Consider the following 20,473-nt stretch of genomic DNA (forward strand, 5'->3'; position numbering starts at 1 on the left):
CCTGCCGCATTACGTCCGTGTGACATCCCGCCCTGCGCCGCCGAGCCGTCGCCCACGACACGCGGCGCGCCGTGCCGGTCCGGGCCGTGGCAGACTCGTCCGCGACGCCGCGCGGCCCCGGCCGCGCACGTCACCGCCCCCTATCCGCCCGGGGACCGGCGTACGACCGGCCTCGAGGTCACCCAAGGAAGGCCATACCGCCATGAGCGACAACCCCGACACCCCCGTCTACGGATCCGGCGCCGCGTCGGACACCGAGCAGCAGGGTCTGACCCGGGTCACCCGCATCCACCACCTCGCCGAGCTCAAGGCCGCCGGCGAGCCCTGGCCGATGCTCACCGCGTACGACTTCGTCTCGGCCCGTCTCTTCCAGGAGGCCGGGATCCCGGTCCTGCTGGTCGGCGACTCCGCCGCCAATGTCGTCTACGGCTACGACACCACCGTCCCCGTCACCGAGGACGAGATGATCCCGCTGGTGCGGGCCGTGACCCGCGGCGCCCCCAGGGCGCTGGTCGTGGCCGACCTGGTCTTCGGCTCCTACGAGGGCTCACCCGAAATGGCGGTCGCCGCCGCCACGCGCATGATGAAGGAGGGCGGTGCGCAGGCGGTCAAGCTCGAGGGCGGCGTGCGCATGGCCCCGCAGATCCGGGCGATCGTCGACGCCGGTATCCCCGTGATGGCCCACATCGGCTTCACGCCGCAGTCCGTCAACGGGCTCGGCGGCTTCCGCGTCCAGGGCCGGGGTGACGCCGCCGACGAGCTCCGGGCCGACGCACGCGCGGTTCAGGAGGCCGGGGCGTTCTCCGTGGTGATGGAGATGGTGCCGGCCGACATCGCCAAGGAGGTCTCCGATGAGCTGGAGATCGCCACCGTCGGCATCGGTGCCGGCAACGGGTGCGACGCCCAGGTGCTGGTCTGGCAGGACATGGCCGGTCACGGGACCGGGCGCACCGCGAAGTTCGTCAAGCAGTACGCACAGCTGGCGGACAGCCTGCGCGACGCCGCCCGCGAGTACGGCACCGAGGTGCGCTCGCGCGCGTTCCCCGGCCCGGAGCACTCCTTCTGATGACGGCCGACGGGGCCGCCACGCGCGACGGGGGAACCCTGCGCCGCGCGCCGTATCCGGAGATCGAACCCCACGAGTCCGGGACGCTCGAGGTGGGCGACGGACAGCGGCTGTACTGGGAGTGCTCCGGCACCCCGGACGGCACGCCGGTGGTGTTCGTTCACGGCGGTCCCGGCGGCGGCACCACCCCCGCCCACCGGCGGATGTTCGACCCGTCCGTCTACCGGATCATCCTCGTGGACCAGCGTGGCTGCGGCCGCAGCACCCCGCATGTCGCCGACGGCGCCGACCTCGCGGTCAACACGACCTGGCACCTGGTGGGCGACCTCGAGCGCCTCCGCGAGCATCTCGGGGTCGGGCAGTGGATGCTCTTCGGCGGGTCGTGGGGGTCGACGCTCGCGCTGGCCTACGCCCAGGAGCACCCCGACAGGGTCCGCGGTCTGGTGCTGCGCGGGATCTTCCTGTGCCGACCGTCGGAGATCGACTGGTTCTACCGTGGCGGTGCGGCGCACCTGTTCCCTGACGTGTGGGAGGGCTACCTGGCGCCTCTGATCGCCGCCGATGGCGTCGACGCCGTCCACCGGCCCGGGTACGACCACGTGGCGGCCTACCACCGGCTCATGCACTGCGGCGACCCCGCGACCGAGCTCGAGGCGGCCCGCGCGTGGACCACGTGGGAGACATCCACGTCGGCGCTGCTGCCCCGCACCCCTGCCGGCGACGGCGTCGGGACCGGTGATCAGGATCGGTTCGCCCTGGCGTTCGCCCGGATCGAGAACCACTACTTCGTCCATGACGCCTTCCTCGACGGCGCCGCGATCCTGGACCGGATGGACCGGATCGCCCACCTGCCGGCGGTGATCGTGCACGGCCGCTACGACGTGGTGTGCCCGGTCGCGAACGCGTGGGAACTACACGCGGCCTGGCCGGGCTCCGAGCTGCACATCGTGCCCGACGCCGGACACGCCATGGCCGAGCCCGGCATCACGCATCAGCTGCTCGAGGCCACGGACGCCTTCCGCCCCTGAACCCGGCGGGCCGGTCAGCCGTCAGAGCACACCGAACCGGCGGGACATGGCCACCGTGCCCCGCTGGTACGCGGACGGGAACAACCGGACCAGGGCGTCGATGAGGTGCGCGTCCGGACCCACGAGGATCCGGGCCCGCCGCCGCTCGACGCCGTCGAGGATCACCCTCGCGGCCGTCGAGGCCTCGGTGCGGGCGAACTTCTCGTCGAAGATCGAGGCGAAGCCCGCGCTGTCGAGCCCCTCGGCGGCGCCGGCGTTGCGGGCCACCGCGGTCTTGATCCCGCCGGGATGGACGCAGCTGACGTCGACGGGATGCCCGTCGGCGAGCATCTCCATCCGCAATGACTCCGTGAACTGCTGTACTGCCGCCTTGGCGGCGTTGTAGGCGTTCTGGGTGGGCACGGACAGGATCGCGAAGATGCTGGAGACGTTGGCCAGGTGACCGTCGCCGGAGGCGACGAGGTGGGGCAGGAACTCCTTTGTGCCGTGGACGACGCCCCAGTAGTCCACGTCCATGACGCGGGCGATGTCCTTGTACCCGGATTGGCTGACCCGCCCGGTGAACGCGATGCCGGCGTTGTTGATCACCAGGTTCACCACACCGAAATGCTCGACGACCTGCCCCGCGTACTCGGCGACCATGGCCTGCTCGGTCACGTCGAGGCGCTGGGAGTGCACGTCGGTGGCACCGTCGGTGCGGACCATCGCGACGGTCTCTGCCAGGCCGTCGACGTCGATGTCGCTCAGCGCCAACCGCGCGCCGCGGCGGGCGGCCTCGCGTGCGAGCTCGCGGCCGATCCCTGATCCGGCCCCGGTGACGACGACGACCTTGCCGTCCATCCGCCAGCGGGATCGGCGGCCAGTCAGCCCGCCTATCGTCTCGGTCATCCTGGCGATCATGCCGCTCATGCCCGGGCCTCCTGTCGGGTGTGCTGCGCCGCCGCGCCGGCAGGAGTGCGGCGGTACGCGCTGAGATCGAACTCGCGCGTCTCATTACGGAAGGAGAAGGTGAAATCGGGCCACACGGCGGGGGCGTTGCCCTTGTCGTCGAGGTACCAGCTCCGACAGCCGGTCGTCCACACGGTGTCGCCCGTCGAGGTCCGGAGTTCGCTGTTGTAGGCGTCCTGGACCACCTCGCGGACGTCGACGGTCTGCAGGTTCCGCTCCCGCATCGTGCGCAGCGCGTCCGCGAGGTAGTTCAGCTGGGACTCGATCATGTAGATCATCGACGAGTGCCCCAGGCCCGTCGCCGGGCCCACCAGGACGAACAGGTTGGGATAGCCGGACACTGTCGTGCCCTTGTACGCCTCCATCCCGTCTGCGGCCCACTTGTCGGCGAGAGTCCGGCCATCGGTGCCACGGACCCGTTCGAAGAACGGCGAGTCGGTGACGTGGAAGCCGGTGGCCACCACCAGCACGTCCGCGGGGTGCTCGACACCGTCGGCGGTGGTGATGCCGCTGCTGGTCACCCGCGTGATGGGCGAGGTCACCAGATCGACGTTGTCTCTGGTGAGCGTCGGGTACCAGGTGTTGGACAGCAGGATCCGCTTGCAGCCGATCTCGAAGCGCGGCGTGACCTTCTCGCGCAGGCTCCGGTCCCGCACCTGCATCGCGAGGTGCGCACGTCCGATCGCCCGGATCGGCGCCAGCGCCGCGCGGCTGCGGGTCAGGCCGACGACCTGGAACTCGCGGCTGACGTACTGCAGGGTCCGCATGACGCGCTGCAGGCCGGGGATCCTCCGGTACGCCTTCCTCTCGATCTGCGGATACGTCCGGTCCATCCGCGGCAGGACCCACGGCGCGGTGCGCTGATAGACGTCCAGATGCGACACGGTGGGGGCGATGGACGGCACCACCTGGATCGCCGAGGCCCCGGTACCGATGACCGCGACCCGCTTACCCGCCAGCGGCACCGAGTGGTCCCAGCGGGCGGTGTGGAAGACCTGTCCGGCGAAATCGCCGATGCCCTCGATCTCCGGCCGCTTGGGCTCGCACAGTGCGCCGACCCCCAGCACCACCACGCGGGCGTCGTAGGTGCCCTCGCTGGATTCGACGGTCCACCGGCCGCGGGCCTCGTCGAAGTCGACGGCGGTCACCTCCACGCCGAAGTGGATCTTGTCGCGGACACCGGCCTCGTGGGTGACCCGACGGATGTAGTCGTATATCTCCCCCTGTGGCGAGAACGCCCGCGACCAGTCCGGATTGAGGGCGAAGGAGTACGAGTACAGGTGCGACGGGACATCACATGCCGCACCGGGATAACTGTTGTCGCGCCACGTGCCGCCGACGTCCGTTCCCCGTTCGAGGACGACGAGATCGTCGAATCCGTCCTGCGTGAGCCGGATGGCTGCGCCGAGCCCTGAGAACCCGGCGCCCACCACGAGCACATCGACGGTCCTGACCTGTTCCACTTGACCCCCCAGAGACGACATCAGACTGCAGACCCCGGCCGACCGCCTGCACACTGTTCAGCATGTGACCAGTGCCACGCGAGCCCGGGGCCACGTCAGACCTTACTCCCAAGTAAGTCCGTGCAGGGGTGAAGGGACCTGCGGCGTTAACCCGGTGCTGGTACAACCAGATCATGGCGATCAGCGAGACCGTTGAGGTGGAGAGCAAGTTCGAGGTCGGGGCGGACGATCCGGCCCCCTCGGCCGAGGCCTTCGCGCCCCTGGCCACGGACGATCCGGTGGAGCATCAACTGTCGGCCACCTACTACGACACGGCAGACCTGTCACTGACCCGCCACAAGGTGACGCTGCGACGCCGCACCGGTGGCGACGACGCGGGCTGGCATCTCAAGCTGCCCGGCCGCGATGGCCGGCTCGAGCTGCAGGCCCCGCTCCGGGACGAGGTCCCGACCGAGTTCGTCGACGCCGTCGCCGGGCTCGTGCGCCGACGGGAACTGTCGCCCATCGCCCGGATCGACAACCAGCGCCGGGTCACCCTCCTGCGCGATGCCGACGGGACGGCGGTCGTGGAGTTCTGTGACGATCGGGTGACCACCGAGTCGTTCGTGGCCGGTGGCTCCGCATCCGGATGGCGGGAGTGGGAGGCCGAACTCGTCGATCCGACCCTGCCCCACTCCGGGGACGCCCTGGCCGCGGTCGCCGCGGCATGCATTTCCGCGGGGGCGCAGGCTTCGTCGTCGTCGTCGAAACTCGCCCGCGCCGTGGGCCCGGTCCCCGAGGCGTGGGACCGCGGCGTCTCCCCCGTCCGCGACGCGCTCGGCGAGGACCTCCGGCAACTCCTCGACCACGACCCGGCCGCGCGGCGCGTAACCATGACCGGCGTGCACCAGATGCGCGTCGCCGTGCGCGGGCTGCGCAGCACCATAGGCTCGTACGCCACCGAACTCGAAGCCGAGACCGCCGGAAGCGATGTGGACCTGGCCGCGCTGCTCGAGGAGCTCAAGGTGCTCGCCGCCGTGCTGGGCAAGGTGCGCGACATCCAGGTGGTCGACCAACGGCTCGGGACGATCGCCGCCGAATACCCGGAGGACGTCGTGACCCTACAGACGCGTCAGCGGCTCCGGTCCGAGTTCGACGCCGAGGAGAAACGGGCGGGCGAGCGCGTCACCGCGGCGCTGCTCTCCGACAGGTACCTGGACCTGCTCGACACCCTCCACGAACTCATGCGCGTGGCCGGCACCGAACCCGTCCCCGGACAGCCCGGCGAGGAGCGCTTCCCGGCCGAGGCGGGCAAAAGGCAGCGGCGCGAGGCCGAGGAGATGGTCCTGCGCGGTGTCGACCGGCAGTTCGCGAAGTTCTCGAAAACCCGCACCCGGACCGAGCGCGACCTGGCCTCGCTCGACCTCAGTCTGGCGCAGCGTGAGGAACTGACCCACGTGGTGCGCAAGCGCGCCAAGGCGTTACGGCGCAACGTCGGCTCGCTACCAGACAGGGACGGATTGAACGTGGCGCCCCTGCGGACCGCGTGCCAGCGGCTTCATACCGTACTGGGCGAGGTCCAGGACAGCGTGACCGCCCGCCGGTGGATCCGTCGCATCGCGCGGAGGGCCGAGGCGGCCGGCGAGTCGACCTTCGGGTTCGGCGTGCTCTTCGAGCACGAGCGCGGATTCTCCGAGCGCACTCTCGCCGGGTTCGAGAACGACGCGGCCACGGTCACCGCCGCCTACCGCGAACTGTCCGAATCGCGGCGTGCGGTGCGGCGCAAGAAGAGCAAGGGCGGCAAGAGGTCGCGGAAGAAGGACTGAGCCGGGCCCGTCAGTCGTCCTCGTCCTGCGCGTCCCACGCCTCGTTGCGGGCCTTGGCCTTGGCCAACGCGGCTTCGGCCTCACCGCGACTGGCGTACGGGCCCATCCTGTTCTCCCAGCCGCTGGTCTTTCCCTGTACGGCCTCGCCCGAGGCGAGGTCGTAGTACCACTGCTCGTCGGCCACGGCCGGTCTCCTTCGCTCGGTCCCACGGTGTGACCCCACCCTATCGAGCCGCCCGGTTCGCCGCTGGGAACCCGACGTCAGCGCGGTGGGCGAACGCAAAGCCCGACGCCCATTTCCTTACTCGTGCACGTTTCCCACCATTCGGGAGACAAGCACTTTTCTCTCACTATTCTTTTCACGACGCCTCTGACGTGCGGTTTCGGCGACGGACAACCCGACCGGACAGCTGGAAAATGCGGGATGCGGTTGAGGTCGTTATATCCCTGCGGTTACGTGGCCCTCAGCTGCGAAATGTGAGCAGCAACACCATCTCGCGGTCGTCAGATCGGCGGCCGAAAAAGCAGAAGGGGGACGCATGAAGAACGTCATCCGATCCGTCGGAGTAGCCTCTGTCGCCGTCGCATTCGGTGCCGGGGCGGCACTTTCCGCACCGCTCGCAGGAGCCCAGTCTTCGCTTCCGGGCGGCTCACTCGGTGGCTCTCTCGGTGACGCCTGTGGCACGGAGGTCGTGACCCCGGAGACGCTCGAGGCTTCCGGGTGGTTCACCCCGACCGATGAGGTCCCCGCGACCATCCAGGCGGTCGACGACGCGCCCGAATCGGTCGGCGAGGCCGCGCTGACCCTGCCGACCAGCGCAGCGCAGGGCTCGTCACTGTACAAGAACGCCGAACGAGCGCAGCTCGACGATCTCCTCCGGGACGGAGAGAACCTGACCCCGCTGAGCTATGAGTACACCTCGAGTGGGCAGGCCCCGGCGCTACAGATCCGACTCAACGGCGCGAACCTGGCCGATTCAGAGGATGGCTCGGCGGGCAGCGACATCGGGTTCGCGACAATCGTGTGGAGCCCGCCCACCGCCGACGGCTGGAGCAACGCTGTTCCCGGTGACAGTGATCAGTTCTTCGTGACCCGGGCACTGGAAGGCGAGGGCGGCCAGGACGTCCCCCGCGGCACGATGATGACGCTCGATCAGATCATCGACCTCAACCCTGACGCGGTGGTCACCGAGTACGGAGTGCAGAAGACCCGCGACAATACGGCTGATGACGTGGCGATCGACAACTTCACGCTCGGTTGCGAGACCACGAACTTCGAGCTCGAGGCCGAGGACACCGGCAGCCTCGGCGATGCGTTCGGCAGCCTCGAGGACATGCTGCCCTCGTAACGCGCACAGCATCGTCAACTCGTCGATGACCGCAGTGGGCGGAGTCCATCCGGACTCCGCCCACCATGTGTTGAACGAGCCGGCCTGTAAGCCGGATCCTGTGCCCTCCTCGAGGGAGGACGACGACCATCCATCTGGGCACACCGTCGCCGGGTACCTCAAGCGGTCCACCCGCGGACTCGGGCGAGCAGCCCTTCCGTGCATCGCTGCACGTCATCCGCGCAACCGCACCACCAAGTGTGCGGTCTTTGACCTTGCTCCGGGCGGGGTTTACCTAGCCACCCCGGTCACCCGGAGCGCTGGTGCGCTCTTACCGCACCGTTTCACCCTTACCGCGCCAACGGCGCGGCGGTTTGTTTTCTGTGGCACTGATCCCGCGGGTCACCCCGGGTTGCCGTTAGCAACCGCCCTGCTCTGTGGAGTCCGGACTTTCCTCGAGAAGCGGGCCCGTCACCGACCGGCGATGGTCCCCGTCCCGCGGCCGTCCGGCCGGCTCGTTCGCCAAAGAGTCTAAACTCTCGCGGCTCTGGACCTTCAGTCGAGATGCGAGGTGTCGTTGACCAGATGGACCGAGGTCGGCCCGTCAGAGTAGAAGCGCACGTCCGAGACGGACGCCAGGTCCAGATGCAGCCGGAACAGTAGATCGTCACCGGCGTTCAGCCCCGCCCGGATCGCGAGCTTGATGGGCGTGACGTGGCTGACCACCGCGACGATCCCACCGGGGCGCTCGTCGACGATCCGGCGCAGCCCCCGCTCGACACGTTCGCGGACAACAGCGAAGCTCTCCCCACCCGGGGGCGCGACGGTGGTGTCGCCGAGCCACTGCGAGTGCACGTCGGGGTCCTGTTCGGCGGCCTCGCGGAAGGTCAGCCCCTCCCAGGCCCCGAAATCGGTCTCGATCAGGTCGTCGTCGACGACCAGCGGGGCCCCTGCCGCCTCCGCCGTGCGCTCGGCCGTTGCCAGGCACCGGCGCAGCGGCGAGGACACCACGGCCGCCAGGTGCGGCTGCGCCGCCAGGCGTGCAGCGGTGCGTTCGGATTGGGCGACACCGAGCTCGGTGAGTTCCGGGTCGCCCTGACCGGAGTAGCGTCGGTCCACGGACAGCGGCGTCTGTCCGTGCCGCGCGAGCAGGATGCGGGTGGGCCTGCCGACGGCCCCGGTCCAGCCCGGGCCGCCGCTCACGAGTTCGCGGTGCGGACCACGATCACGCCGCACTCGGGACAGTTCAGGACCTCGTCGGCCTCGGCGGAGCGGAAAGCCGAGATCGTGCTGCGGTCCAGGTCCATGGCACACGCCGAGCAGCGGTTGCCGTTGAGGATCGCGGCGCCCACGCCTGCGGAATCCGCACTACGGCTGTAAACCTCCAGCAGGTCGGCGGGCACGTCCTCGGCCTCGCGCGCCCGCTCCGCGATCGTCGCGGTGACGGAGTCCTCGAGCTCGGCCAGTGCGGTATCGCGGACGGTGATGGCCATGCCGATCTGCGCATCCAGGTCGGTGACCACCGCGCCGGAATGCCGTACATCGGCCTCGACCGCCTCATGGCGTTCGCCGAGCTCGGCCAGCTCGTCCCGGAGAGTCGCCTCGCGGCGGGCCAGCGACCGGAGCTCGTACTCGAGTTCCGTGCTCTGTCGTTCGGAGATGCCACCGGCCGCAAGCAGCTTCGAGTCATTGGCGCGGCGCTTACGGACAGCCTCGAGGTCCGAGCGCAGCTTGGCGATCGCCCGGTCGAGATCCTCGACGTGGATTCCGGCGCGCGCCGCCGACTCCACTCCCGCCCGCCGCTGCGCCTGTAGATCATCGAGCGCCGCCTGCTCCGGCAGTGCATCGCGCCGGTGCGTGAGCCCGGCCAGTCGCAGGTCGAGGTCGGCGAGGTCGACGAGTCGACGCTGGAGGTGGGGATCGGCCTTCATGGGGTCCAAGACTACCGCCGCCCGCCTCCGTCTCCCCCCGCGGAGACCGTCCACGGGTCGGTGCGTCGGTCACACACCGTCGCCGCGACCCCGACCCGCTCCTCGAGCAGCGCTGCGGCCTGGGCGCACCACGGGAACTCGAGCGCCCAGTGGGCGGCGTCGACGAGCATCGGCCCGCCCTCGCGGAGGTGCTCGTCGACCACGTGGTGCCGCAGGTCGCCGGTCAGATACACGTCCGCACCGACCGACCGGGCCAGACCCAGCAGCGAGTCACCGGACCCGCCGCACAGTGCCACGCGGTGGATCCGTGCCTCCGGGTCGCCGGCCGCGCGGACCCCCCACGAGGTGGACGGCAGCCTGTCCGCCACCAGCCGGGTGAACTCCGCCAGCGTCATGGGCGCGTCCAACTCGCACACCCGACCGAGGCCGGCGTCCTCTGCGCCCGGTGCGGGTCCGGCATGGTTGACCAACACGTCCACGGCAGGAACCTCGTACGGGTGGCCGTCGATGACAGCCCGTCGCACCACCGACCGCAGCTCCGGCGGGGCGACGAACTCCACCCGGAGCTCGGCCACCTCCTCGGCCTCGCCCACCGCGCCGATCGTGGGATCGGTGCCGTCGCCGGGTCGGAACCGCCCGGTGCCGGCAACCGAGAAGGAACACTCCGTGTAGCCGCTCATCCGCCCCGCCCCGGCGGCGAACACCGACTGCATCAGCGTGTCGACGTCGTTCTCGGGCACCGTCACGACCCACCGGTCGACCGTTCCGTCACCGCTCGGTGCCAGCGGCCGGCCGGGGGTCAGCCCCAGCACCTCGGCGAGCGCGTCGTTGACACCGGGCCGGGCGGAGTCGGCGTTGGTGTGCGCCGAGAACAGGGCGCACCCGCCGGCGATGAGCCGGTGCAGCAGCCGCCCCTTGGGGGTATCGGCGGCGACCGAGTGCACACCCTTCATCAGCGGCGGGTGATGGACCAGCAGCAGGTCGGCGTCTTCGGCGAGCGCGTGGTCGACGACCTCGTCCGTGGCGTCCACGGCCACCACGACCCGCCGCACCGGCGCCGAGCGATCCCCCGCCACCAACCCGACCCGGTCCCACGACTCGGCGAGTCGGGGCGGGTAGGCCGCCTCGAGAACCGCGATGACCTCGCCGAGGGTCGGGGCCCCGGGGGTCGCCGGCTCGGTTGCTGCAGATCCGGTGGTCACTGTGATTCCCCTGTCCGTCCCGCGTCCGCCGCACGCGGACGACACCGCCCACCATCGTGCCCCGCCGCCCCCGCGATTGTCCGCGGCACCGGTGAAGGATGAGGGGGTGGGGGCGATGTTGTCGTCGTCATCGCTTCTCCCCGCCCCCCGGGGCCACTCACCCACCCCGCCCCCTCGCCCCCTGCCGGCCCGGCCCCGCGCCGGCGATCTCTGGGAGGATGGCGGCATGTCCGACCGACCGATCCTGCTCGTCGACCTCGACGGCACCATCACCGACTCCCTCGACGGCATCTCCCGTTCCCTCCAGCACGCCCTCGACGCCGTGGGCGGCCGCTGGGACTCCTCGCGCGACATCCGCTCCATCGCCGGGCCGCCCATGACGGAGACCCTCGCCTCACTCGGTCTGGCCGGCTCCGACCTGGACCGCGCGCTGGCCGCCTACCGCGAGCGCTACGACGAGGTGGGATGGCAGGAGAACGCCGTGTTCACCGGCATGGACACCCTCCTGAACCGACTCGCCGTGGACGGTTACCGGATGGCCGTGGCGACCAGCAAGGACCAGGACGCCGCGCGGCGGATCCTCGCCCACTTTGACCTGGCCGCGCCGTTCGAGTTCATCGGCGGCGCCGACCCGTCCGTGGGCAGGCTGGCCAAGGCCGACGTGATCGCCCATTCCCTCGAGGCGCTCGGGGTCGCGGCCGTGCCCGCAGCCGACGGCGGGACCCGGGGCACGCTGATGATCGGCGACCGGGAGCACGACGTCGAGGGCGCGGCCCTGTACGGCATCGACACCGCGCTGGTGCGGTGGGGCTACGGGCGGCCTGAGGAGTGGAACGACGCGCGGTGGTCCGTGGTCGACACGGCCGACCTGGAGGCGATCATCCGTGAGCAGTGATCACGTGCGCGTGGTGTTCGTGTGCACCGGCAACATCTGCCGGTCCCCCATGGCCGAGTCCATGGCGCGGCAGGCGTTCGCCGACGCCGGGATCGGCGACCAGGTGGTTGTGTCGAGTGTCGGGACCGGCGGGTGGCATGTCGGTGACGGCATGGACCCGCGGGCGGCGGCCGAGCTCGAGGCGCACGGGTTCGACAGCGTGCATGCCGCGGCCCAGCTCTCCGGCGCGGATCACGACGCCGACCTGGTGGTGGCCCTCGACAGCGGCCACCGCGACCACCTGCTCGCCGAGGACGTGGCCGCCGACCGGGTCCGTCTGCTGCGCTCGTACGAGCCGGGCGCCGACGGCCCCGACGTCGCCGACCCCTACTACGGCGACCACAGCGGTTTCACCCGCACCCGCCTCCAGATCGCGGCCGCGCTGCCCGGCCTCGTCAGTGAGGTGCGTGGCCTGCTCGGGTAGCCCCGCCGGTCCGACGGATACCCTGGAGGCATGCGGAATCTGCGGCGTTTCCTGACCCCCGGCTGGGTTCTGGGTGTGTTGGCCGTGATCTTGTTCGCCTGGGCGTGCTTCGCGATCCTCGCCCCGTGGCAGCTCGGCAAGAGCGGCGACCTCGACGCGCGCAACGCGCGGCTCGCCGAGTCCGTGGAGGCGGCACCGGCGCCGTTGGCCGAGGTGGTCTCGGGCCCTGGGGACTACGCCGAGCGCGAGTGGCGTCTGGTCACCGTCGCCGGGCGGTGGCAACCGGAGGCCGAGGCGCTGCTGCGGCTGCGCTCGGTCGACGGCGAGCCCGTCTACCAGGTCCTCACCGCATTCGCCGCCGATGACGGCCGGGAGTTCCTGGTCAACCGCGGCTACATCCCGGTCGGCGAGAACAACACCGTGCCGGAGTACGAGGCCGCCCCCGGCGGGAACGTGGAGATCACCGCCCGGCTGCGCGCCGCGGAGGACGGGCAGGCCGAACCGGTCACCGTGGACGGGCTCCCCGCGGTCCGGATCGTCGACCCCGTGATCCTCGGTGAGACCCTCGGCCAGCCGGTGGAGACCGCCGGCTACCTGCAGTTGTCCGGCGGCCAGCCCGGCGCGCTCAACCCGGCGCCGATCCCGTCTATCGAGGCCGGCCCCTACCTCTCGTACGGCCTGCAGTGGCTCGCCTTCGGCATCCTCGCGCCGGCGGCGCTCGGCTACTTCGCGTGGTCCGAGCTCAAGGCCCGGCGTCGCGACGCCGAGGAGACCGCGGTGTCCGACGTCGCGGCGCGAGACGCCGGCGATGGCGAACCCCGCGATGATTCCGACGACGACGACACAGTCACCGGCGACACCCCCACCCGCGCGGGTGCCCGGTCCGACACCCCCGGCTCCGGCGCTGACGAGGCCGGCGCCGATCCGGCCACCGACGCGGCGGTGGCCCGCGAGCGGGCGATGCGGGCCCGCTACGGCCAGCGCGACGACTCGGAGAAGCGCCGGGCGCACCGACGCGCGGACCGCCTACGCTCCTGATATCCGACCGCGCGATTCCCCTGAACGCCCCCGCCGTCGACGTCCATGCGGTGAGATCCCTGATATGACTCGACTGTGGCGCGCCCTGGGTGCCGCGACCTCGCTCGGCATCTCCCTGGCCGTACTGACGTCGTGCACCGCCGCCGACCGTGCCGTCACGACCGCGGATCAGTGCTCGGACTCCTCGGCCACCCCTACCCCGGACCGGCACGAGCCCGGGCAGGCGATCCTGATGGCACCCGCCGTGCGCAGCTCACTTCCCGTCGGACCCGTTCGGGGCTGGGAGCAGGTCGTCTCCGTCGCCGACGGGCGCACCACCCTGGCGGCCGTGCACACGGACGGCACGGTCTCGGTCGTCGGCGTCGACCACCAGGGATCGCTCGCCGGCACCGGCGGCGGCGCCGGCGCCGGCGAGACCGTCGCCCCGCGGGTCGTGCCCGGGATCTCCGACGCGGTCTCGGTGGCCGCCGTGGGTTCGAGTTTCCTCGTCACGCACGGCGACGGCACGGTCACGGGATGGGGCGACCCCCTGATCGCCGACGGCGGACAACGCGATGACGAACTCGACGGCATGGCGCCCACCCGGGTCGGCGAGGTCGAGGACATCGTCCACATCGCCGACGGCAGTCTCAACGTCCTCGCGCTGCGCGCCGACGGCCGCGTCACCGGGTGGGGCACCAATCTGGTCCGGAGTCTGGGGGAACCGAACGGAACCCGCGTCCGCGACATCAAGGACGTCTCCGGAGCGGTCAGCATCGCCAACCCCGGGGACGTCGCCGTGATCGCCAACGGCGACGGCGAGGTGTGCGCGTGGGGCAACAACCAGAACGGTCTGCTCGGCGTGGAGCCGCGAGGCGGTGAAACCGCGAGGCCGGTGCGGGTGGGCGACCTCGAGGGTGTGTCACACGTGGCCGGTGGCATCAACTACGCGCTGGCCCTGGATTCGCAAGGCCGGGTCTGGGCCTGGGGGCGCACCGTGTCAGGTGTCCTCGGCGACGGGAGCACAGAGAACACCGCGATAGCCACCCCGCGCGAGGTCCCCGGTCTGCCCCCGCTCACGCGGATATTCGCCTCTGACTCCGCCTCGTACGGGATCGACGATGACGGCGGGCTGTGGGCGTGGGGAGGCAGCCGCCGGGTGGGACCGTACGAGAACACCGATCGTCTTCCCTACCTCCTCCCGCTTCCCGGGCCGGCCCAGGAGGTCTCGGGCAACGTCGTGCTGCTCGGGCCGTCGTCCTGACCAGGGTCTAGATCGCGATCACCGCATGATCGCCGCTCAGGCGAGCCGGAAGTCGCCACCCTCGTCGACGGCGAGGCCCCGGGCGACCAGGTCCTCGAGGTGCTTGGCGCACACCTCCCGCTCCATGTGGTCGGCGAATAACGGCCGGGGGCCGGGCCGGTAGAGAACACCCTCGCCCACCATCTCGTCGGCCCGCGACCTCCCCGCCCCGAGCAACTCGACTACCCGGGCTTCACGGACATCCATCATCGACGCGTATTTCGCGAGCGCGTCCCGGTACTCGGCTCCGTCGGAGAACGGACCCTTGTGGTGGAACGTCGCGTAGCACCGGGCCTCGACCTGCGCACAGACCTCCACGGTGCGACGCATGTCGTCCAGGCTCGCACTTCGATCGCTGTAGAGGGGGCCGAACGCGGACAGGTCGACGTCCGCGAGGAAGAGCACCCCGTCGGGCTCGATGAGAAAGCCACAGTGCCCCGCCGTGTGGCCCGGCAAGGGGATCACCGTCGCCGTCACCCCACCACCGAGGTCGAAGACCTCGTCATCGGTGTAGGTCGAGACGTCAGGGATCGGGGCCCAGTCGAAGGCATCCCGCATCTCCGCCTCCCAGGCACCCCGGGCGAACCCCATCTCGTCGACGAACGCCTCCCAGTCCCTGACGGGGCCTGCGTCCTTCTCGTGGACCACGACCGGGCCCGCGCGGCGACCGGCGCCCACGACATGATCCTCGTGGAAGTGGCTGAGCAGCAGCAGGTCGGCCGCGGTGGGGTCCAAATGGGTGGCCGAGTCGAGCAGGACAACACTCTCGCCCGCCCGGATCTGCAGCGGGTTACCGTCGGGGTAACGACCCCCCTGCGGTCCGACGAGCTGGTCGACATTCGGTCCCAGTGGGCGTCGCCGGGCGTTCATGGGCGCTACCTCCGCTCACGAGGGGACACACGGAGTGCACTTTCCGTGGTGCGCGCGGAGGGAATCGAACCCCCGACCGCTGGTGTGTAAAACCAGAGCTCTAACCGCTGAGCTACGCGCGCGTGATCCGGTGCGACGCGCGCACCGGTGCAGGTGAGACTAACGCACTCGCCTCGCGGACCGACTTTCGCCCCGCCCCCGGTTCGCCGGGGGCGGCGCTCACATTTGGCCCGGGCGAGAACGCGTTACCTACCCGGGAAGCACTACTTCCGGGGAGCGCTGTTCTTCCGGAGGGTGAGTCGACTACCCGCCCAGTCGCCAAGGGCGGCCGTCCGGGTCTGCAGCATCCCCGCGGTCTGCGCCGATTCCGCGATGACAGCCGGCTCGACATGCCCGCCCAGCCCCGTCTTGGGGGTGAGGACCCACACGGATCCGTCGTCCGTCAGAGGAGTCACCGCATCCATCAGCCGATCGACGAGGTCGCCGTCACCGTCGCGCCACCAGAGCAGCACAGCGTCGACCACCTCATCGGTGTCTTCCTCCAGCAACTCTGATCCGACGGCGTCCTCGACAGCCTCGCTGATCGACTCGTCACAATCGGAATCCCATCCGACCTCCTGAACGAGCATGCCCTCCGCCAGTTCGAGCTGACCAGAAACCTGGTCCGCTTCGCCCTGCTGGTTCGCCGCGGCGACCACCGTGGTGTTCCTCCCTCTAATCCGGGTTGATGTTTCGGTTCTTCGCTGACTAGGAACAGTACCCGCGCACGGGCGCAGGCGAAACGACTACCGCCGATTTAACGGGTCCGGCACCGCCCACGTGTCGCCCGTCACGCTTTGGGGCACAATCGGGATCGTGGCCCGACTAACGGTCCATACCGGGCCCGCCGCCCTCCCGCCCACACCCGCGGCACACGCGGCGGCCCGGAAGCTGCACCACGACATGGGTGATGGCCCCACCTGGCCATCACGGTTTGAATCGCAGAAGTGAGGACGAGACATATGACGCCCAGAGCAGGCTCCAAGGACGGTTCCGCACCCACCAATGTGCCGGTCCTCCGCGAGGGGGTCGCCTCGTACCTCAACGACTCCGACCCGGAGGAGACCCAGGAGTGGATGGACTCGCTCGACGGTCTCCTGGCCGAGGCCGGCCCCGAGCGTGCCCGCTACCTGATGCTCCGTCTGCTCGAGCGCGCGTCGAAGCAGCGTGTGCCGCTTCCCGCGCTCACCTCGACCGACTATGTCAACACGATCCCCACCAGTCTCGAACCGAACTTCCCCGGTGACGAGTCGGTGGAGCGCACCTACCGCCGCTGGATCCGCTGGAACGCCGCGATCATGGTGCACCGCGCCCAGCGCCCGGGCATCGGGGTCGGCGGCCACATCTCGACCTACGCCGGCGCCGCCCCGCTGTACGAGGTGGGTTACAACCATTTCTTCCGCGGCAAGGACCACCCCGGTGGCGGCGACCACATCTACTTCCAGGGCCACGCCTCTCCCGGCATGTACGCACGCGCCTACCTCGAGGGCCGGCTGCGTGAGCACGACCTGGACGGGTTCCGACAGGAGAAGAGCCACCCCGGACGGTCGCTCCCCTCGTACCCGCACCCCCGCTGCCTCCCCGAGTTCTGGGAGTTCCCCACGGTCTCGATGGGACTGGGTCCGCTCAACGCGATCTTCCAGGCGCGGTTCAACCGGTACCTGCACAACCGCGGGATCGCGGATACCTCTGAGCAGCACGTCTGGGCGTTCCTCGGCGACGGCGAGATGGACGAGGTCGAGTCGCGGGGCGCCCTCCAGGTCGCGGCGAACGACGGCCTGGACAACCTCACGTTCGTGATCAACTGCAACCTCCAGCGTCTCGACGGACCGGTGCGCGGAAACGGCCAGATCCTCCAGGAGCTGGAGTCGTACTTCAGCGGTGCGGGCTGGAACGTCATCAAGGTCGTCTGGGGCCGCGAGTGGGACAAGTTGTTCGAGAAGGACACCGAGGGTGCCCTGGTATCCCTGATGAACTCTGTCTCGGACGGCGACTACCAGACGTTCCGCGCCAATGACGGCGCCTGGATCCGCGAGCACTTCTTCGGCCGGGACCCCCGCACCGCGAAGCTCGTCGAGGACATGACCGACGACGAGATCTGGGATCTCCGCCGCGGCGGCCACGACTACCGCAAGATCCACGCCGCGTACAAGGCCGCCCTGGGGCACACCGGACAGCCGACGGTGATCCTCGCGCACACCATCAAGGGTTTCGGCCTCGGCCAGAACTTCGAGGGCCGCAACGCGACCCACCAGATGAAGAAACTGACTCTGGACGACCTGAAGCTGTTCCGCGACACCCAGCGGATCCCCATCACCGATGAGGAACTCGAGGCGGATCCGACGCAGCCCCCGTACTACAACCCGGGCCCGAACTCTCCGGAGATCCGCTACATGCTCGAGCGGCGGTCAGCGCTCGGCGGCCACGTCCCGGAGCGGAGGCAGACGTTCACCCCGCTGTCCGTCCCGGGTATCGACTCGCTGCCCTCGCTCCGCAAGGGCTCGGGCAAGCAGTCCGTGGCCACCACGATGGCGCTGGTGCGCACGGTCAAGGAACTCATGCGCGACGAGGACCTGAAGGACCGCTTCGTGCCGATCATCCCCGACGAGGCCCGGACCTTCGGGATGGACTCCTGGTTCCCGACGCTGAAGATCTACAACCCGCACGGGCAGAACTACACCTCGGTCGACCACGACCTCATGCTGAGCTACAAGGAGGCCAAGGACGGCCAGATCATGCATGAGGGGATCAGCGAGGCCGGCTCGGTGGCGGAGTTCACCGCCGCCGGCACCGCGTACGCCACCCACGGCGAGCCGATGATCCCGCTGTACATCTTCTATTCGATGTTCGGCTTCCAGCGCACCGGCGACGGCATCTGGGCCGCGTCCGACCAGCTGGCCCGAGGTTTCCTGTTGGGCGCCACCGCCGGCCGCACGACGCTCACCGGCGAGGGTCTGCAGCACATGGACGGCCACTCCCCGCTCCTGGCCGCCACCAATCCGGGGATCATCTCGTACGACCCGGCGTGGGGTTACGAGGTCGCGCACATCATCCGCGCCGGCATCGAGCGGATGTACGGCCCAGGGGCCTCGCATGAGACCGAGACCGACGGGATCGACCGCAACGTCTCGTACTACATCACGCTGTACAACGAGCCCGTCCCCCAGCCGGCCGAGCCCGAGGACCTCGACGCCGACGCGCTGCTCCGCGGCCTCTACCGGTTCCGCGAGGCCGAGAGCGGGACCCACAAGGCCTCGATCCTCGCCTCGGGTGTGGCCATGTACGCGGCCGTCGAGGCGCAGAAGATCCTCGCCGAGACGTGGGACGTCGCAGCGGACCTGTGGTCGGCGACGTCCTGGAACGAGCTCGCCCGGGACGGCTTCGAGTGCGAGCGGCACGAGCTGCGTCACCCCGATCAGCAGCCGCGCGTCCCGTTCGTGACGGCCGCGCTGGCCGACGCAAAGGGCCCGAAGGTCGCGGTGAGCGACTTCCAGAAGGCCGTGCCGGACCAGATCCGCGCCTGGGTGCCCGGCGACTTCACCGTGCTGGGCTGCGACGGTTTCGGCTTCTCCGACACCCGGCCCGCCGCCCGTCGGTTCTTCAACACCGACACCGAGTCGATCATCGTGGCCGTGCTCGCGGGCCTGGTCCGCGAGGGCAGTATCGAGAAGCGCACCCTGCTGGAGGCGGCCCGCCAGTACCAGATCGACGACGTGATGGCGGCTCCGGAGCCGACGACGGACCCCGGAGTGGCGTGACCGATACGGCCGACCCCGAGCCCGGGGCACAGGAGAAGCAGTCGATCCGGCGGCGGTCCGCCACGCCGCCGGATCAACGGCCTGTGTCGGACGCGCTCCTCAAGCGCATCACCCGGTACTCGGGGACGTTGTCGACCGAGGCCGTCCGCGCCCTCGAGGTGGAACTGCCGTTCTTCGCTGAACTGTCGGCTGATCAACGTGCCGAGATCCAACTCATCATCCAGAGTGCGGTGCGGGACTTCGTGACCTGGATGCGCAACCCGCAGGCGCAACATACGGACACCATCGCGGGGTTCAAGCTGCTTCCCAAGGGACTCGGGCAGGGACTGACCCTGCAGCAGACCGTGCAGCTGGTCCGTTCCACCCTCGAGTACTTCGAGCTGGTGATGCCCCGGATCACCCACAACGAGCGGCAACGCGGACTCATGATCGCCGCCGTCCTCAAGTTCGGTCGCGAACTGGGATTCACCGCGGCCTCCGTGTACGCGGCCGCGGCTGAGAACCGCGGCGCGTGGGACACACGCATGGAGGCGATGATCGTCGACGCGGTCGTCCGTGGTGACCGCTACGCCGATCTCACCTCGGGGGCCTCCGCCCTCAACTGGGATCCGACCACGGCCGCCACTGTGATTATCGGTTCCCCCCGTGACGACCTCGGCCTGGCCTCGGTCACCGCGGTGCATCGGGCGGCCGTCGCATCCGGCCGCCACGCCCTGGCGGTGGTGCAGGGGGCGCGGCTCGTCGTCATCCTCTCCGGAGAGATCGAGTCGACCGTGACCATCCCCCCGGCGGTTCTCGACGCCTTCTCCCCCGAGGCCCCCGTCGTCCACGGGCACACGGTGGGATCACTCGTGGAGGCGCCGGACAGCGCAGCCGAAGCACTGTCCGGTGCAGCGGCCGTGAGCGGATGGCCGGGTGCGCCCCGGCCCGTGGCCGCGATGGACCTCCTCCCCGAGCGTGTCCTCGGCGGAGATCGCAGCGCGGCCGCCATGCTCGTCGAGCGCGTCGTCGCACCGCTCCGCGGCGCGGATTCCTCGGTCGAGGACACCCTGCGGGCCTATCTCGACTCCGGCGGACACGTCGAGAAGTGCGCCCGGGAGTTGTATGTCCATCCCAATACCGTGCGCTACCGCTTGAAAAGAGTGAGCCAGATCACTGCCTTCGACCCCCTTAACGCCAGAGATGCTTTTGTCCTCCGAATCGCCTTGGTTCTGGGGAAGTTCGACGAGCGCGGATCTCAGGAGGGCTAAATAATCACTCTCGTCCCAATGTGTAACGAAACGGACTCTCCGACAGATGGGCTGGCAGCCAACTCGCGTTTTGTGGGAACTCCACAAAATCTCGTTTCCGTTTCTGG

General features: G+C 70.0%; 17 protein-coding genes, 1 tRNA gene, 1 other RNA gene and 1 pseudogene. 10 read left to right on the plus strand and 10 right to left on the minus strand.

The annotated features are described in order from the left end of the window. Positions 1–202 precede the first annotated feature (202 nt). A complete protein-coding gene (panB, locus tag K3888_RS06845) occupies positions 203–1,066 on the plus strand; it encodes a 3-methyl-2-oxobutanoate hydroxymethyltransferase (RefSeq protein WP_230929507.1) in 864 nt (287 codons plus the stop codon). Beyond that, positions 1,066–2,094 (plus strand): prolyl aminopeptidase, encoded by a 1,029-nt coding sequence (pip, locus tag K3888_RS06850; protein WP_230929508.1) that lies wholly within the window; start codon positions 1,066–1,068, stop codon positions 2,092–2,094. The genes panB and pip overlap by 1 nt, the downstream gene beginning before the upstream one ends. A gap of 21 nt (positions 2,095–2,115) precedes the next feature. Here the strand turns inward: pip and K3888_RS06855 are convergent, their stop codons facing one another. Together K3888_RS06855 and K3888_RS06860 are read right to left on the minus strand one after the other, a co-directional pair. Beyond that, positions 2,116–2,934 carry an SDR family NAD(P)-dependent oxidoreductase gene (locus tag K3888_RS06855; RefSeq protein ID WP_230929600.1) on the minus strand — a complete coding sequence of 273 codons (819 nt, stop codon included), beginning with the start codon at positions 2,932–2,934 and terminating at the stop codon, positions 2,116–2,118. A gap of 65 nt (positions 2,935–2,999) precedes the next feature. After that, positions 3,000–4,505: a flavin-containing monooxygenase gene (locus K3888_RS06860; protein WP_230929509.1), complete on the minus strand. Its 1,506-nt coding sequence runs from the start codon at positions 4,503–4,505 to the stop codon at positions 3,000–3,002. Positions 4,506–4,678: 173 nt separating this feature from the next. On the opposite strand from K3888_RS06860, the gene K3888_RS06865 reads away from it, so the two are divergent. Further along, the gene (locus K3888_RS06865; protein ID WP_230929510.1) at positions 4,679–6,310 is read left to right on the plus strand and encodes a CYTH and CHAD domain-containing protein; all 1,632 of its coding nucleotides are present in this window, start codon (positions 4,679–4,681) and stop codon (positions 6,308–6,310) included. A 10-nt stretch (positions 6,311–6,320) separates the two neighbouring features. On the opposite strand, the gene K3888_RS06870 is transcribed toward K3888_RS06865, so the two are convergent. After that, entirely contained in the window at positions 6,321–6,494 is a 174-nt protein-coding gene (locus tag K3888_RS06870; protein WP_230929511.1) for an SPOR domain-containing protein, read from the minus strand. A gap of 355 nt (positions 6,495–6,849) precedes the next feature. Here K3888_RS06870 and K3888_RS06875 point away from each other — a divergent pair, with 355 nt between their 5' ends. Further along, positions 6,850–7,659, plus strand: a complete 810-nt coding sequence (locus K3888_RS06875) for a hypothetical protein (RefSeq protein ID WP_230929512.1) — start codon at positions 6,850–6,852, stop codon at positions 7,657–7,659. Positions 7,660–7,730: 71 nt separating this feature from the next. On the opposite strand, the gene rnpB is transcribed toward K3888_RS06875, so the two are convergent. The 4 genes and pseudogenes from rnpB to K3888_RS06895 form a co-directional block, all read right to left on the minus strand. Further along, positions 7,731–8,156: RNase P RNA component class A (rnpB, locus tag K3888_RS06880), an RNA gene on the minus strand. 37 nt (positions 8,157–8,193) lie between these two features. Then, positions 8,194–8,829 (minus strand): annotated as a pseudogene (locus K3888_RS06885) (histidine phosphatase family protein); the annotation flags it as partial. Between the two features lie 8 nt (positions 8,830–8,837). Beyond that, the gene (locus K3888_RS06890; protein ID WP_230929514.1) at positions 8,838–9,569 is read right to left on the minus strand and encodes a zinc ribbon domain-containing protein; all 732 of its coding nucleotides are present in this window, start codon (positions 9,567–9,569) and stop codon (positions 8,838–8,840) included. Positions 9,570–9,580: 11 nt separating this feature from the next. Then, complete coding sequence (locus K3888_RS06895) at positions 9,581–10,771, minus strand: Nif3-like dinuclear metal center hexameric protein (protein ID WP_230929515.1); 1,191 nt, start codon at positions 10,769–10,771, stop codon at positions 9,581–9,583. 226 nt (positions 10,772–10,997) lie between these two features. On the opposite strand from K3888_RS06895, the gene K3888_RS06900 reads away from it, so the two are divergent. From K3888_RS06900 to K3888_RS06915, 4 genes are all read left to right on the plus strand, one after another. Next, a complete protein-coding gene (locus K3888_RS06900; RefSeq protein ID WP_230929516.1) occupies positions 10,998–11,666 on the plus strand; it encodes an HAD hydrolase-like protein in 669 nt (222 codons plus the stop codon). Next, positions 11,656–12,129: a low molecular weight protein-tyrosine-phosphatase gene (locus tag K3888_RS06905; protein WP_295651092.1), complete on the plus strand. Its 474-nt coding sequence runs from the start codon at positions 11,656–11,658 to the stop codon at positions 12,127–12,129. The genes K3888_RS06900 and K3888_RS06905 overlap by 11 nt, the downstream gene beginning before the upstream one ends. A gap of 30 nt (positions 12,130–12,159) precedes the next feature. Next, on the plus strand, positions 12,160–13,167 hold the full coding sequence (locus tag K3888_RS06910; RefSeq protein WP_230929517.1) for an SURF1 family cytochrome oxidase biogenesis protein: 1,008 nt from the start codon (positions 12,160–12,162) through the stop codon (positions 13,165–13,167). 64 nt (positions 13,168–13,231) lie between these two features. Then, positions 13,232–14,410: an RCC1 domain-containing protein gene (locus K3888_RS06915; protein WP_230929518.1), complete on the plus strand. Its 1,179-nt coding sequence runs from the start codon at positions 13,232–13,234 to the stop codon at positions 14,408–14,410. A gap of 36 nt (positions 14,411–14,446) precedes the next feature. Here K3888_RS06915 and K3888_RS06920 read toward each other — a convergent pair whose 3' ends face one another. The 3 genes from K3888_RS06920 to K3888_RS06930 all read right to left on the minus strand — a co-directional run bounded on the left by K3888_RS06920 (position 14,447) and on the right by K3888_RS06930 (position 16,017). Further along, the gene (locus K3888_RS06920) at positions 14,447–15,319 is read right to left on the minus strand and encodes an MBL fold metallo-hydrolase (protein WP_230929519.1); all 873 of its coding nucleotides are present in this window, start codon (positions 15,317–15,319) and stop codon (positions 14,447–14,449) included. A 46-nt stretch (positions 15,320–15,365) separates the two neighbouring features. Beyond that, positions 15,366–15,441, minus strand: a tRNA-Val gene (locus K3888_RS06925). Positions 15,442–15,582: 141 nt separating this feature from the next. Then, positions 15,583–16,017: a DUF3052 domain-containing protein gene (locus K3888_RS06930; RefSeq protein ID WP_230929520.1), complete on the minus strand. Its 435-nt coding sequence runs from the start codon at positions 16,015–16,017 to the stop codon at positions 15,583–15,585. A 303-nt stretch (positions 16,018–16,320) separates the two neighbouring features. Between K3888_RS06930 and aceE the strand changes: the two genes are divergently transcribed. Together aceE and K3888_RS17820 are read left to right on the plus strand one after the other, a co-directional pair. Continuing rightward, complete coding sequence (gene aceE, locus K3888_RS06935; RefSeq protein WP_230929521.1) at positions 16,321–19,116, plus strand: pyruvate dehydrogenase (acetyl-transferring), homodimeric type; 2,796 nt, start codon at positions 16,321–16,323, stop codon at positions 19,114–19,116. Continuing rightward, positions 19,113–20,366, plus strand: a complete 1,254-nt coding sequence (locus tag K3888_RS17820) for a PucR family transcriptional regulator (RefSeq protein WP_230929522.1) — start codon at positions 19,113–19,115, stop codon at positions 20,364–20,366. The genes aceE and K3888_RS17820 overlap by 4 nt, the downstream gene beginning before the upstream one ends. The last annotated feature ends 107 nt before the right edge of the window (positions 20,367–20,473 follow it).

The organism is Dietzia aurantiaca (assembly GCF_021033825.1).
Classification (GTDB): domain Bacteria; phylum Actinomycetota; class Actinomycetes; order Mycobacteriales; family Mycobacteriaceae; genus Dietzia; species Dietzia aurantiaca.